The organism is Streptomyces sp. NPDC002698 (assembly GCF_042888945.1).
GTDB lineage: Bacteria > Actinomycetota > Actinomycetes > Streptomycetales > Streptomycetaceae > Streptomyces.
Genome location: NZ_JBIAQM010000054.1, coordinates 1 through 12,444, shown reverse-complemented (window position 1 = coordinate 12,444; position 12,444 = coordinate 1). Strand labels below are relative to the sequence as shown.

General features: G+C 69.3%; 15 protein-coding genes and 2 pseudogenes. 5 read left to right on the top strand and 12 right to left on the bottom strand.

Going from position 1 to position 12,444, the window contains the following annotated elements:
* Window positions 1-97 precede the first annotated feature (97 nt).
* The 5 genes from ACFYW9_RS38360 to ACFYW9_RS38340 form a co-directional block, all read right to left on the bottom strand.
* The gene (locus ACFYW9_RS38360; protein ID WP_389159712.1) at window positions 98-367 is read right to left on the bottom strand and encodes an e9imm peptide; all 270 of its coding nucleotides are present in this window, start codon (window positions 365-367) and stop codon (window positions 98-100) included.
* A gap of 91 nt (window positions 368-458) precedes the next feature.
* Complete coding sequence (locus ACFYW9_RS38355) at window positions 459-1,040, bottom strand: dihydrofolate reductase family protein (RefSeq protein ID WP_389159688.1); 582 nt, start codon at window positions 1,038-1,040, stop codon at window positions 459-461.
* A 31-nt stretch (window positions 1,041-1,071) separates the two neighbouring features.
* The gene (locus ACFYW9_RS38350) at window positions 1,072-1,392 is read right to left on the bottom strand and encodes a hypothetical protein (protein ID WP_389159687.1); all 321 of its coding nucleotides are present in this window, start codon (window positions 1,390-1,392) and stop codon (window positions 1,072-1,074) included.
* A gap of 355 nt (window positions 1,393-1,747) precedes the next feature.
* Window positions 1,748-2,866, bottom strand: coding sequence for an acyl-CoA desaturase (locus tag ACFYW9_RS38345; RefSeq protein WP_351870318.1), 1,119 nt, complete (start codon window positions 2,864-2,866; stop codon window positions 1,748-1,750).
* 7 nt (window positions 2,867-2,873) lie between these two features.
* Complete coding sequence (locus tag ACFYW9_RS38340; RefSeq protein WP_389159686.1) at window positions 2,874-3,929, bottom strand: ferredoxin reductase; 1,056 nt, start codon at window positions 3,927-3,929, stop codon at window positions 2,874-2,876.
* 86 nt (window positions 3,930-4,015) lie between these two features.
* On the opposite strand from ACFYW9_RS38340, the gene ACFYW9_RS38335 reads away from it, so the two are divergent.
* From ACFYW9_RS38335 to ACFYW9_RS38325, 3 genes and pseudogenes are all read left to right on the top strand, one after another.
* Window positions 4,016-5,155 carry a PucR family transcriptional regulator gene (locus ACFYW9_RS38335; RefSeq protein ID WP_389159685.1) on the top strand — a complete coding sequence of 380 codons (1,140 nt, stop codon included), beginning with the start codon at window positions 4,016-4,018 and terminating at the stop codon, window positions 5,153-5,155.
* A 98-nt stretch (window positions 5,156-5,253) separates the two neighbouring features.
* Window positions 5,254-5,592: a thioredoxin family protein gene (locus ACFYW9_RS38330; protein WP_389159684.1), complete on the top strand. Its 339-nt coding sequence runs from the start codon at window positions 5,254-5,256 to the stop codon at window positions 5,590-5,592.
* Between the two features lie 16 nt (window positions 5,593-5,608).
* Window positions 5,609-6,379, top strand: a pseudogene (locus ACFYW9_RS38325) (iron chelate uptake ABC transporter family permease subunit); the annotation flags it as partial.
* 93 nt (window positions 6,380-6,472) lie between these two features.
* On the opposite strand, the gene ACFYW9_RS38320 reads toward ACFYW9_RS38325, so the two are convergent.
* From ACFYW9_RS38320 to ACFYW9_RS38300, 5 genes are all read right to left on the bottom strand, one after another.
* On the bottom strand, window positions 6,473-7,165 hold the full coding sequence (locus tag ACFYW9_RS38320; RefSeq protein ID WP_389159683.1) for a hypothetical protein: 693 nt from the start codon (window positions 7,163-7,165) through the stop codon (window positions 6,473-6,475).
* A gap of 105 nt (window positions 7,166-7,270) precedes the next feature.
* The gene (locus ACFYW9_RS38315) at window positions 7,271-7,966 is read right to left on the bottom strand and encodes a GNAT family N-acetyltransferase (RefSeq protein ID WP_389159682.1); all 696 of its coding nucleotides are present in this window, start codon (window positions 7,964-7,966) and stop codon (window positions 7,271-7,273) included.
* Window positions 7,967-8,147: 181 nt separating this feature from the next.
* Complete coding sequence (locus tag ACFYW9_RS38310; RefSeq protein ID WP_389159681.1) at window positions 8,148-8,564, bottom strand: hypothetical protein; 417 nt, start codon at window positions 8,562-8,564, stop codon at window positions 8,148-8,150.
* Window positions 8,565-8,728: 164 nt separating this feature from the next.
* Window positions 8,729-9,025 (bottom strand): hypothetical protein, encoded by a 297-nt coding sequence (locus tag ACFYW9_RS38305; RefSeq protein ID WP_388037784.1) that lies wholly within the window; start codon window positions 9,023-9,025, stop codon window positions 8,729-8,731.
* 229 nt (window positions 9,026-9,254) lie between these two features.
* Window positions 9,255-9,632: a hypothetical protein gene (locus ACFYW9_RS38300; protein ID WP_389159680.1), complete on the bottom strand. Its 378-nt coding sequence runs from the start codon at window positions 9,630-9,632 to the stop codon at window positions 9,255-9,257.
* Window positions 9,633-9,740: 108 nt separating this feature from the next.
* Here ACFYW9_RS38300 and ACFYW9_RS38295 point away from each other — a divergent pair.
* A pseudogene (locus ACFYW9_RS38295) lies at window positions 9,741-9,833 on the top strand (IS5/IS1182 family transposase); the annotation flags it as partial.
* Here the strand turns inward: ACFYW9_RS38295 and ACFYW9_RS38290 are convergent.
* Window positions 9,831-10,298, bottom strand: coding sequence for a hypothetical protein (locus ACFYW9_RS38290; protein WP_389159679.1), 468 nt, complete (start codon window positions 10,296-10,298; stop codon window positions 9,831-9,833). The pseudogene ACFYW9_RS38295 and the gene ACFYW9_RS38290 sit on opposite strands and share 3 nt — an antisense overlap.
* A 213-nt stretch (window positions 10,299-10,511) precedes the next feature.
* Window positions 10,512-10,643 (bottom strand): hypothetical protein, encoded by a 132-nt coding sequence (locus ACFYW9_RS38285; protein WP_389159678.1) that lies wholly within the window; start codon window positions 10,641-10,643, stop codon window positions 10,512-10,514.
* Between the two features lie 313 nt (window positions 10,644-10,956).
* On the opposite strand from ACFYW9_RS38285, the gene ACFYW9_RS38280 reads away from it, so the two are divergent.
* Window positions 10,957-12,312, top strand: a complete 1,356-nt coding sequence (locus tag ACFYW9_RS38280) for a beta-1,3-glucanase family protein (protein WP_389159677.1) — start codon at window positions 10,957-10,959, stop codon at window positions 12,310-12,312.
* The last annotated feature ends 132 nt before the right edge of the window (window positions 12,313-12,444 follow it).

Here is a 12,444-nt window from a genome sequence, read left to right as displayed (position 1 = left end):
ACCGGAAGGTGGTCAACGGGGGTTCTGCATCGGTGCGGACCGGCGTCCAGCCGTCACCGCTGCCCTTGGCATCTGGATTCGGAGCTGAGCGAGCCCATCACAGAGCGATGGGCCGGTACGCCAGAGCCTGGTCGACCACCTCATCAGCCGATAGTTCCCTCTCCGGCGGCCAAAAGATCAAGTTGCTGACGTATCCAGCCGGACATGCCAGGGCCCTATCCAGCTTGTCCAGCCAAGCGTCTGCCTCCTCTGCGAAGGCATGGTCCGCATCCATGATCCTCTGCACGAGGGCAACCGCCTCGGCCCGGCTCGCTCCCACTGCACCCACCAGGTTCTCCTCCGCCGGGGCCACCTTGGCGAGACGCATGATCGCCCGGACAGGCCCTAGATGTGGCCCCACCTCGTCCACGCGAACGCTCCTCGAGCAGTGGGCTTCTTCGCGTACCCGCTCGGATCGGTCAACGGCGCACCCGGTAGCGCAGGTGAAGCACCCGGTTGCCCTGGATCACCACGTCAGGATCCTCCAACAGGTGCTGCGCGTGGACCGACCCGAAGTAGCGCTTGCCGGACCCGAACACGACGGGTACGACGTCCATGCGCACCTCGTCGATCAGGCCCGCGGCAAGCACCTGGCCACCGACGTCGCCGGCGGCGACCTCGACCATGCGGTCACCCGCGAGCTCCTGCGCCTTGGCCATGGCCGCCTCGACGCCGTCGACGAAGTGAAACGGCGCCTCAAGGTCCCAGCCCTCGGGCTCCGGCCGGTGCGTCACGACGACCACGTGGTCGATCCCGCCCGGAGGCTTCCCGTCCCAGCCGTCCGTCAGGTCGAAGACGTGGCGGCCGACGATCGTGACTCCGATCTGGTCCCAGTACGGCCGGGTGTAGTCGTAGGACGTCTGCGACACCTTCAGCGCGCCGCTCTCGTCCAACGGGACGTCACCGCTGGACAGCCAGTCGAACAGCGGTCCGGGCTGGTCATTCTCGTCCGCGACGAAGCCGTCCACCGACACCGAGCTGTACATGACCACCTTGCCCACGGGGCTCTCCTCTGCTTCGGGGTGCCCCAAATTAGCGTGTCGTGAGCTGTCGCTCTTGTAAGGAATCAATCGGCCGACAGTTGCCGGCCGTCCAGCGCGTGGCCGGGATGTTCGCGCAGGAAGCGTCGCCGGACTTCGACGTACCGGGTCGGCGTGAGCCCGGTGAACGCCCGGAACTCGTGGCCGAAGTGGCCTGGTCGAAGTAGCCCGCGCCACAGGCGAGGTCGCCCCGGTCGATCGGTCCGGCGGGGTCGATCGCGAACACGGTGGCGGCGAAGCGGTAGGTGCGGGCCGGCCGCTTCGACGTGACGCCGATGAGTTCCGACAACGGACAGCACTCGACCCTGTCCATAACTTCGGTTCCACGGCCGACCACAGGTCCGGGCCGGGTACGGGGGCGGCGAGCATCGGTTCCGGCAGTGTCCACGTCACAGCCCGTGCCTCCCACCCAGCCCGCCCGTCGGCGAACCGAGTGCGCGTACGCACCCGACTGCCGGCCCGGCCACGGCAGGTCAGCGCACTGCAACACCGCGCCGGGGGCTGTGCGCTGAGCTCCTGCCGCACGTCCGGGCAGCGCAGCCGGCACCGGGCTGCCCGGATCCCGTGTCGTACGGTCTGATGTCGCGGCCGCCCACCGTCCGCACCGGATCTCACCGAACCCGGTGGTGCCGCCGGTACGGCCGGGAGATCTGGACCAATACCGGGAATCAGGCCGCGACGAGCTCCTGCTCGCGGTCCGGCGTCTTGACCTTGGGCTTCTTGTTCGGCAGCGAGAGCCGGAAGACCTTGTGCCACGCGGAGAACACCTGCTTGGGCAGCGGCCCGGTGACGTACTCCAGCTCGTACTTCTCGAACAGCGCGCGCACCTTCACCGCGACCTCGGCGTACCGGTTGCTCGGCAGGTCCGGGAACAGGTGGTGCTCGATCTGGTGCGACAGGTTGCCGCTCATGAAGTGCATGGCCCTGCTGCCGCTGATGTTCGCCGAGCCCATCATCTGGCGCAGGTACCACTGGCCGCGCGTCTCGCCCCTGATCGACCGGCGCTCGAAGACCTGCACGCCCTCGGGGAAGTGCCCGCACATGATCACCGAATGGGTCCAGAGGTTGCGGACCAGGTTCGCGGTGAACGTGGCGGCGAGCGTGGTGAGGAACGACGGGCCCGACAGCAGCGGGTGGATCACGTAGTCCTTGAGCACCTGCTTGCGGATCTTGCGGCCCACGGCCTTGGCCCGCGCGCGGAACTCCGGGTTGTTGCGGCGGCGCTTGTGCAGGTTCTTGCCGAGCTCCAGGTCGTACGCCGCGATGCCGTACTCGAAGAAGCAGGCGTTGAGGAAGTTCCACAGCGGCTGGCCGAGGTGGAACGGGTGCCACTTCTGGTCCTCGTCGACGCGCATGATGCCGTAGCCGAGGTCGTTGTCCTTGCCGATGACGTTGGTGTACGTGTGGTGCAGCTCGTTGTGCGAGTGCTTCCACTGGTCGGCCGGCGAGACGTGATCCCACTCCCAGGTGGTGGAGTGGATCTTCGGGTCCCGCATCCAGTCCCACTGGCCGTGCAGGATGTTGTGGCCGATCTCCATGTTGTCCATGATCTTCGCCACGGACAGCCCGGCGGTACCGAGCACCCATGCGGGCGGGAAGAACGAGAACAGCAGCACGCCCCTGCTGACCAGCTCGAGCCTGCGCTGCGCCGAGATGACCTTGCGGATGTAGGCGGCGTCCTTCTCGCCCCGGTCGGCGATCACCTCGTCGCGGATCGCGTCCAGCTCGCGGCCGAGCTCCTCGATCTGCTCCGCGGTCAGGTGGGCGGTGGGGTCGATGGCGGTCAAGGTGCTCCTACCGTTCGATGTCGCAGGGGCCCGCCGCGGCGGACACGCAGGTCTGGATGAGGACGCCCGGCTCGGCCTCGGTGATCTCGCCGGTGCGCAGGTCGCGGACGGCGCCCGCCTTGAGCGGCGTGACGCAGCCGAAGCAGATGCCCATGCGGCACCCGGAGGGCATGAGCACCCCGGCCTCCTCGCCGACGTCCAGCAACGGCGTGGCGCCGTCCGCGTCGACGGTCTTGCCGGTGGCGCTGAACGTGACCTCGCCGCCGTCGCCGGTGACGACGACGCCGGGGCGGAAGCGTTCGGTGTGCAGACGCTCTGGGACGCCGTGCTCGGTCCAGTGCTCTTCGGCGGCGTCGAGCAGGCCCGCGGGCCCGCAGGCCCAGGTCTCGCGCTCGGCCCAGTCGGGCACGAGCTCGTCGAGACGGGCGATGTCGAGCATGCCGTCCGTGTCGGTGTGCACCTCGGTGAGCCGCAGCTTCTTGTCCGCGACCAGGTCGTGCAGTTCGTCGCGGAAGATCACGTCTTGCGGCTGTGGCGCGCAGTGGACCATGACGACGTCGTCGAACTCGGTGTCGCGCAGCATGCCCATCACGGGCGTGATGCCGCTGCCGGCCGTCAGGTAGAGCACCTTGGCGGGCTTGGCCTGCGGCAGCACGAAGTCACCGGTCGCCTGGTCGAGCTGGATCAGCGTGCCCGGTTCCGCCCTGCGGACCAGGTGGTTGCTGACCTTGCCGTCCGGGATCGCCTTCACGGTGATCGTGACGCGGCCGTCCTGGCGGTCTGTCGGCGAGGTGAGGGAGTAGGCACGCCACAGGCGCACCCCGTCGACGTCGACCCCGATCCGCACGTACTGACCGGCCGTGTGGCCGCGCCAGCCCCGTCCCGGCCTGATCACGATGGTCGCGGCGTCCCCCGTCTCGGGGTGCACGGCCTCGATGCGCCCCCGCAGGTCGGCGCCCGCACGCAGCGGGCTGACCAGGTCGAGGTAGTCCGACGGCAGCAGCGGCGTCGTGACCATCTCCAGCAGTTTCCACGCCCTGCTGCGGAGGGCTGTACTCGTCATGACCCCAGCTTGCTGCGTCTCAGGGCGTAAGGTCCTAACCGCAGGACGTGAATCTGATCGGCAGAATTGTTCGCAGGGAACAAAACGTGAGCCATGTAACCCGGAGGGCCAGCGAGCTGGCCCTGGATGAGACGACGGTCACCGTACTTCGGGCCGCGCTGAAGACCACCGCCGACGAGGTCGTCCAGGCGATCATCGACGAGGTCCCTCCCTACGCCAACGCCCTTTCGGGCCACATGGGCGCCACCATCCGCCGCGCCGTCCGCACCGCCCTGGGGCACTACCTGGACCTCGCGAGCGGGAACGCCACAGGCGGCGACGGCGGTGACGCGGCCTACGAGCTGGGCCGCGGCGAGGTGCGCGACGGCCGTTCGATGGACGCCCTGCTCAGCGCCTACCGCGTCGGCGCCCGCGTGGCCTGGCGATGCCTGGCGGCGGGTGCCGTACCCGCGGGTCTGCCCGCCGCCGAGGTCGCCAAGTTCGCCGAGCTGACCTTCGCCTACATCGACGAGCTCTCCGCCGCGAGCGCCGCGGGCCACGCCGACGAGCTGGCCGCCCGGGGCAGGGACCACGAGCGCCACCTGGAACACCTGGCCCGCGACCTCCTCGCCGGCGCGAGCCCGGACGTGCTGCTGGCCTCCGCTCAACGGGCCGGGTGGCAGCCTCCGGTTTCACTGACCGCGGTCCTGCTGCCCGCCGCCCAGGCCCGGCCCGCCTACCGCGCGCTCGACCCGAGCACCCTCGTCCTCGACGATCTGCCGGACGCCACCGGTGTGCTGCTCGTCCCCGATGCCGACCGGTCACATCTCTTGCGGAAGCTCACCGACCGCACCGCCGTGGTCGGCCCGGCCCGGCCATGGACTCGCGCGTCCGCCTCGTACGCACGAGCCGTACGCGCGCGCTCCCTCTCCTCCGATATCCGCGACACCGAGGACCACCTGCCCGAGCTGGTGCTGAGCGCCGACGCGGACGCGTTCGCGGACCTGCGCGCCCGAGCCCTCGCACCGTTGCGGACCCTGCCTGTCGCGACCGCACGGCGGCTGGAGGAGACGTTGCGGGCGTGGCTGCTGCACCAGGGCAGACGGGACGAGGCGGCGGCGGAATTGTTCGTCCATCCCCAGACGGTCCGGTACCGCATGTCGCAGCTGCGGGAGCTGTTTCCGGATCTCGCATCGCCGGACCGGGTCCTCGAACTGACGCTGGCGGTCGGTCTTCGGGTCAGCTGACGCGTACGTCGACCGTCCACGAACGCGTCCACGAACACGTCCGCGAGCGGTCCAGGACGACGGGGATGGAATGACGGAATGTGAGGTCAGGAGCTTCCATGGCGAAGCGGGTTCACCGACCCCGTGAGGACGCGGAGTTCGATTTCATCCTCGGGATGAGCGGAGTTCCGGTCCTCGCATACTTCACCGGGACATGGCCCAAGGCGATTGAACCCTGCCGGGTGATGGACCTCGTCGTGGGTGACATCGCCGACGACCGCACGGGTCGGCTGACGGCCGTCCGCGTCGACGCCAAGCGTTGTCCGGCTGCGACCGAGCGATACGGGATTACCGGAGCCCTGTCCTGCGTCCTGCTGAAGGAGGGAGAGGCGGTGGCGCACGGCACGGGGCCCATGACCATCACCGAGGTACGGAAGTTCCTGGACGGCCACCTCTGAGCGGCCGCTGCGGCACGTGGCCGCGACGCCCGTGCAGGCCGTCACCCGTAACCCGCTTGCGGAGCCCGGTGTGCTCGGCGTCTCGGGCGGCGGAGCGCTGGGGGCCGTCCTGCTCGTGACGACCGTGCCTCTCGCCGGCTCGTGGAGCATCGCCGGCGCCGCATTCGCGGGAGCCGCGGTCACCGCGGTCGTCGTGTTCGGGCTCGCCTCCGGTGACGGCTTCGGACAGAACAGGCTCGTCCTGGTGGGCGTCGGCCTGTCCGCGGCGACCACGGCGCTCATCAGCCTCTTCATCGTCCTCACCGACCCGTTCAACGCCACCAAGGCGCTGACCTGGCTGTCCGGCTCGACCTACGGGCGCACCCTGCCCGACGCGCTGCCGGTCGCCGCCGCGCTCGCCCTGGGAATCGTCGTCGCCGTACTGCGGCGCACGGAACTCGACCTGATCGCCCTCGACGACGACACACCGAGACTGCTCGGCCTGCGCACGGCACCCGCCCGGCTCGGCCTGCTGGTCGTCAGCGTCCTGCTGAGCGCCACCGCCGTCGCGGCCGCGGGAACGATCGGCTTCGTCGGTCTGGTCGCCCCGCACGCGGCCCGCGCCCTCGTCGGACGCCGCCACGCCCGCGTGGTGCCGGTCTCCCTGCTCCTGGGCGCGATCCTGGTCTGCACGGCCGACCTCCTCGGCCGCACGCTCATCGCCCCGGCCCAATTGGGAGCGGGCGTGGTCACCGCGGTCATCGGCACGCCGTACTTCCTGTATCTGCTGGTGCGGGCACGGCGTTGAGCCAACGGGGGTGCGGGGTCGCCGTGACACGGCGGCCCCCGGACCGCCGACAAGGCACCGCCGGCCAAGCCGGCGTGTTCCGGCCGAAGGGCTCTAGTCAGTAACGCTTTCGGAGATCGCGAACCTCGTTTCGCACTCCGGGCACGTCGCACGGCCGAAGAGGCGCGTCACCCATTCGGCGACCTGGCTCTGACCGGCGTCACGCGCCAGGGTGTGGATCCGGGCGCCGGTGCCGGTCAGTTCCTCCGGGCGTGCCGGGTGGAGTTCGGTACCGCACTCGTCCGCGTACTCGCCCGGCTCGACGCAGGTCAGGGCCTCGCACTCCGGGCACTCGGCCTCGAACTCCTCGTTGAGCAGTTCGAGTTGCCGGGACCAGACCGGTACGTTCTCGAATGCCAGCAGGCTCTGCGCCAGGTAGACGAAGGTCATCGGCTCATCGGCCGGGACCTCGGTCAGACAGGCCTGGGCCGCCGACGTCAACTCGGTGATCTGGGAGGTGTAAAGAGCGCGGTCCGCCGTGTCGGCCTCGGCCGCGATGAGGCCCGCCATGAGCACGGCCTGCTTTCGCTCGCCCGGCACGCGGCCGGCCGCGATGTCCGCGAGCACCGGCAACGCGGCATAGCTCGCGTCGTACACAGTGCCTTGGTGGCACAGCGCGGACCACAAATCCTGCCAGACCTTCTCGTCCTCCTGACCACCGTCGAGGCGGGCGAAGAGGCCGGGTATGTCGTCCGCCGGCCCGTACGCGTGCGTCAGCCGGGACCAGTCCACTGCTTGGTGTGTCATGCGTCGTATTCTGCCGTCCGCCTCCACGGGCCGGCTTCACCACCGACGCCCGAAGGCACAGGTCAGGCCCGGGCGGGGCGACGCAGGCGTACGGGCGCAGTGGCTTCATGCCGTGGCGGTGCCGCCCGCCCACATGTGCAGGCACTCGTCGTCGAGGAGGACGACCGCGGCGGCCAGGGGCAGATCACTGCGGTCGACGCGGACCACACGGGCGTGGTCGCCCAGAGACATGACGAAGCTGGCGAAGGCGTCCTCGGGATACATGCCCGCGCTGCCGTACCTGGCCGTCGTGCGGCGGGTGAGGTCGCCGACCGTGCGCAGGAAGTCGGGGCGGGGTGCTTCGACGGCGGTCGTGACGCCCGCGTCCGCCGCGCGCCGCAGGTACTGGCGGATCGTACGCCGGGTGCGGGCGCCGAGGGTGGCGAGATAGGAGTCGTACGAGTCGAGGGCGTCCCCCGTCGCGCCGTGCAGCGGGAGTTGGAAGCGGGTGACGATCGGTGCCACCCGCCACCCCTTGGCCCGGGCGACGTCGAGGACCGGGTCGTTCTCGGGGACGCTGACGAGACCTGCGGTCCAGGCGCCGTCGGCGGCCGCCAGGTCGCACAGGGCGTCCAGCAGGGCCCCGAGAACGCGCGCCCGCCGGGCGGGTCCGACAACCCGTACGGGCACGCGGGTGTCGTAGCAGTACCAGTTGTGCCCGAGGAGCGCCGGGCCGTCGGTGTCCTCGATGCCGACGGCGCGCAGGAAGCCGTACAGGTCGCCCTCCTTCTGGAGATGGCAGGGCAGGCGAGGGCTCGGCACCCTTCGGCGACGGTCATGTAGCGGGCCGCGAGGAACGGGCTCAACGGGCTTGTCTGATAGGCCCGAAGGTACGCGGGGGTGTAGTGCACGGGTGCGGTGCCCGCCGCGGCGGCCTGTTCCCACTGGGCGGTGTCGACCTCGTCGATGGAGTCGGTGACGGTCACGGTGATGTGCGGCGTGCTCAATTCCCTTTCCCTCCCTCTGACCGTTCCGCATCGCCGCCGACACCCAGTACCGCACCGTTATCTGCACCTTCCTCTCCTCGTTGATCGCCGTGCTGGTCACTGCGATCAAGGAGAGTGAAGTGGATCTGCGTCACGAACTCATGGAGGGTCGGGCCCAACTGCCGCGTGTGGGTGCCGTGGTGGAAACCGGCGAGGCCCATCCGCCCTACGCGGTCCTCAACGGTCACGGGGCGGACATCGAGCCGGTCACCGCGTACCTGCGCGACCTGGCGCTGAGTGACAGCAGCCCGCTGACGGCCCGCAGCTATGGGTTTGGGATGCTGCGGTGGTTCCGGCTGCTTGTGGCTGCTCGATGTCGCCTGGGAGCGGGCGACCGAGGCGGAAGCGGCCGTGCTGACCGATTGGATGCGCACGGCACCGAACCCGCAACATCGGCGGCGCGACCTCCAGTCGCCAGCCCCGGGAACGGCCAATCCGCGCACCGGCAAGCAGTACCTCGGCACCGGATATGCCGCGACGACGATCAACCACGCGCTGTCCGTCGTGAGCGGCTTCTACACCTTCCACGCGCATTCGCCTACGGCTTGGTCAACCGCAGGTACCACCACGGCCGACTCGGCGGGTCGAACCACTCGCTGCACAACCGTTCCGACGCAAACGGATCCGGCAACGTACGCCGCTCGAATTCCGCATCGAGCCGGGTCACGATCTGCCTCAGTTCGCGGCGCGCGGCCGACGGCAGCGCATCAAGCATGGCCTGCAGGTTGTCCCGACCACCCAACACATCGTGGCACGGGCAATCCGCCAACGGCACATAGAGCCACCGACCAGGCTGGCGCAAGAACCGCTCGTACTGGCCGAGCGCCTCACTCAAGAAGCCGGGCCAAAACCTTTGAGCCTCAAGGCGCCTGACAGCAGCCTGGGCACTTCGTCGCAGGCCTCGGACCTGACTGAACTGTCGGGACTGACCCCGAATCAACCGCGTCTGGGCGCGCACGGCGCCGGGCGACTTACGCGGCATCGCCCCTTCGGATCAACGTCATGGCGCCATCCTGCCACGCCACGGGCAGACCGACCGTCGAATTTCCTCCAGAACGGACGCCCTACCAGATGATCACACCACCCCTGACGCTCTGCGCGCGCTCGGCAGCGTCCTCGACGTTCCGCAGGCGCTCGGAGATCTGCCGAACGTACTCCGCATGCGACTTCGCCGGGTCGGCGCTGGGCGCGACGAGTTCGAGGTTGCTCCGGATCAAGGCGCATTCATCCAGGAAGTCCGCCACCTGGTCCGGCGCCACCGTGAGGTCACCGCGGGCCAAAATCGGGAAGAACCTCGCCCCCGACGAGCGCACGGCCTCGGACCCCCACACGGAGGTGCGCCAGCGCTCGAAGCCCGCGAGGTCGGAACTGCCCTCCGGGACATCCAGCAGGTTCATCTTGTCATCCTCACCGACAACGAACACATCCACTGACAAGCTCATGGCCTCAGTCGATCACGCAGCGAGCCACGGATCCACAGCGTTCCGCGCTCGACCACGCACCGGTCCTTGGCGGCTCCGATCGCCCAATCGGGTGAAGTGCAGAGAAGCTCCGGGAAACACCAACGCCACGGCATGAACGTCCAGGTCCTCACGGATCCGTTCGGACGGCTGCTCCGGGCCTCGCCGGCTCTGCCCGGTTCAGGACTTGGCGGGCCAGAATTGCACGAGATAGCGCTCCACGCCGTGGCCGGTGCCCTCGTCCTCCGACAGCGCGGCGGCCTCGGCCCGGCCCGCGCAGTGGACACGGACGTGCCACGAACCGCCGGAATCCGCCAGCGTGATCAGGTCGTCCATCCGGCCCGTGTGCATGGACCACACGGCTACCTGACCACTGGTCGACTCGAATTCGGCCTCGGCGATCTCGTCCCAGTCGGTCCGGTCCTGCCGGGACGGTGGTCCGTCCCACACTTCGACGCCGACCGCGGCGGTATGGGTATGGCCACCGCTGGTGATGTCCAGGCGCCCAGGGTGAGTACTGAGGAACGCACGCCGGTCGAAGTCGTCCGGGAAGGGGACCGGCAGGTCCGCATCGTCGGACTCCTGCAACCCGAAAGCGTGAAAGCCGACATACGTATTGACGTCCTGTTGCCGTGCAAGCTCCGCCATGAGTGCCCCCTCGGCATTCCGCGCAACTGGCCATCCCCGAGATCGTAGGCCCATGCCACCCTGACGGGCATACGCACATGGTCGCTCATGGAACATCCTGCTGCGCGCCGATCACCCCGTGACGCTGGATGCTTCAACGACGGACGGGGCTGGTGGGGGAACTCCGAGGGCCGGCTCTTGCCCGCTGTGCGTCTTGTACGGCGGGCGCCGACGTCACGGCACGGTCGCGGTCTCCTTCTGCGGGAGCGCGAGGAGTTCGTGGAGGACCGCGTTGAGGCGGAGGGGTGCCGGGACGCTGTCCATGGTGACGACGGGCACGCGGGAGCCGATCTGCCGGTGCGTCACATCGTCCCCGACGTCTTTGAAGGCCGCGAGGTTCTGGGTGTGCGGCCGCGCGGCGTCCCCCCGAAGAGGCCAACTCTTGAATGCGCGGCCCGGTGCGAGCCGGTCGCGTCGTCGGGGTTCGAACGCTTCGGGGCGCCGGACGCGGTACAAGCGGTGGGAGATGGCGTTCCGCTGGGCCCGGTACGCGAACTCCCTTCATTTCGGCTTCAGTTGTTGACGTCCGGAACATGCGGGGATACAACCCGGAGAGAGCGCTCTCCGTCTGCTGTTGCTCCGCCCCCACACACGCCGACCCGGCATGAGGAGATCCCGCATGCAGTCCTTAGCCAGCGCCCTTCCCCACCGGCCGTCGAGCGGAACCGCACGGGCCCGTACGGCTCTCGGTCTCGTCGTCGTCCTGCTCGCCGCCTGCGTCGCCTTCCTGAGCCCGTCCTCCGCGCACGCCGCCGACCAACTGCTGTCCCAGGGACGGCCCGCCGCGGCCTCGTCGGTCGAGAACGGGTCCTTCACCGTCGGGGCCGCGGTCGACGGGAACACCGGAACCCGGTGGTCCTCGGCCTTCTCCGACCCCCAGTGGCTGCGTGTCGATCTCGGGTCGGTCCGGCAGATCACCCGCGTCACCCTGAACTGGGAGGCCGCCTACGGCAAGTCGTTCCAGATCCAGACCTCCGCGGACGCGAACACCTGGGCCACCGTGTACTCCACGACGACCGGCACCGGTGGCGTGCAGAACATCAGCGTCACCGGCAGCGGCAGATACGTGCGCGTCCTCGGAACGGCGCGCGCCACCCCGTACGGCTACTCCCTGTGGGAGTTCCAGGTGTACGGGCCCGGAAGCACCACCCCGCCCGACGACTTCTGGGGCAGCACGAGCGACATCCCCGCCGCGAACAACGCCGTCGAGGTGAAAGTCCTCAACCGCACCAACGGCAAGTACCCGGACAGCCAGGTGTACTGGAGCTTCAACGGCCAGGTCCACTCCATCGCCGAGCAGCCCTACCTCGACATGCCGGCGAACTCCGCGGGCCGCATGTACTTCTACCTGGGTTCGCCGAACGGTCCGTACTACGACTTCATCGAGTTCACCGTCGGCAACAACGTCTTCAACGGCAACACCACCAGGGTCGACGCCTTCGGCCTCAAACTGGCCATGCGCCTGCACTCCAAGGACGGGTACGACGTCGAGGTCGGTGAGAACCGGCAGACCTTCGCCGAGGACCGCGCGACGACCTTCCAGCGGTTCACGGCCGCCGTTCCCGACCAGTTCAAGGTGCTGGCCCAGACCCAGGCCCCGTACCGGATCATCGCGCCCGGCAGTGACCCGAGTTTCCGGGCGGGCGGCGCCAACGCCGGCTACTTCACCGCCTACGCCCAGTCCGTGGGCGTGAACGCGGCCACCTCCGACATCTTCGGCTGCGCGGCGGCCCTCGCGAGCAACCCCGACATGTGCGCCGCCCTCAACCGCCATGTGGCGACCCTGCCGGCCTCGCAACAGGGCGATCCCGCCCAGTACTACAAGGCGGCGCCCGCCAACTACTACGCCAGGTTCTGGCACGACAACGCCATCAACAACCTCGCCTACGGCTTCCCCTACGACGACGTGGCGGGCCAGTCCTCCTTCGTCTCCCACGGCAGCCCGCAGTGGCTGCTGGTCGCCGTCGGCTGGTAGCCGGGGGGAGCGGTCACGGGGCGGCTCGGCCCCGTGACCGCGGCCGACGGAATCGACTCAGCGAAGGGGGTCGATCACGACTCCGGGATTGAGGATCCCGGACGGGTCCAGCACGGCCTTGCCCGCCCGCAG

What these genes read in the sequence shown, in the direction of transcription:
- ACFYW9_RS38360 (WP_389159712.1), bottom strand. Translation starts at nt 367, where the DNA reads ATGCGTCTCGCCAAGGTGGCCCCGGCGGAGGAGAACCTGGTGGGTGCA.
- ACFYW9_RS38350 (WP_389159687.1), bottom strand. Translation starts at nt 1,392, where the DNA reads ATGGACAGGGTCGAGTGCTGTCCGTTGTCGGAACTCATCGGCGTCACG.
- ACFYW9_RS38340 (WP_389159686.1), bottom strand. Translation starts at nt 3,929, where the DNA reads ATGACGAGTACAGCCCTCCGCAGCAGGGCGTGGAAACTGCTGGAGATG.
- ACFYW9_RS38330 (WP_389159684.1), top strand. Translation starts at nt 5,254, where the DNA reads ATGGCGAAGCGGGTTCACCGACCCCGTGAGGACGCGGAGTTCGATTTC.
- ACFYW9_RS38320 (WP_389159683.1), bottom strand. Translation starts at nt 7,165, where the DNA reads ATGACACACCAAGCAGTGGACTGGTCCCGGCTGACGCACGCGTACGGG.
- ACFYW9_RS38300 (WP_389159680.1), bottom strand. Translation starts at nt 9,632, where the DNA reads ATGAGCTTGTCAGTGGATGTGTTCGTTGTCGGTGAGGATGACAAGATG.
- ACFYW9_RS38290 (WP_389159679.1), bottom strand. Translation starts at nt 10,298, where the DNA reads ATGGCGGAGCTTGCACGGCAACAGGACGTCAATACGTATGTCGGCTTT.
- ACFYW9_RS38280 (WP_389159677.1), top strand. Translation starts at nt 10,957, where the DNA reads ATGCAGTCCTTAGCCAGCGCCCTTCCCCACCGGCCGTCGAGCGGAACC.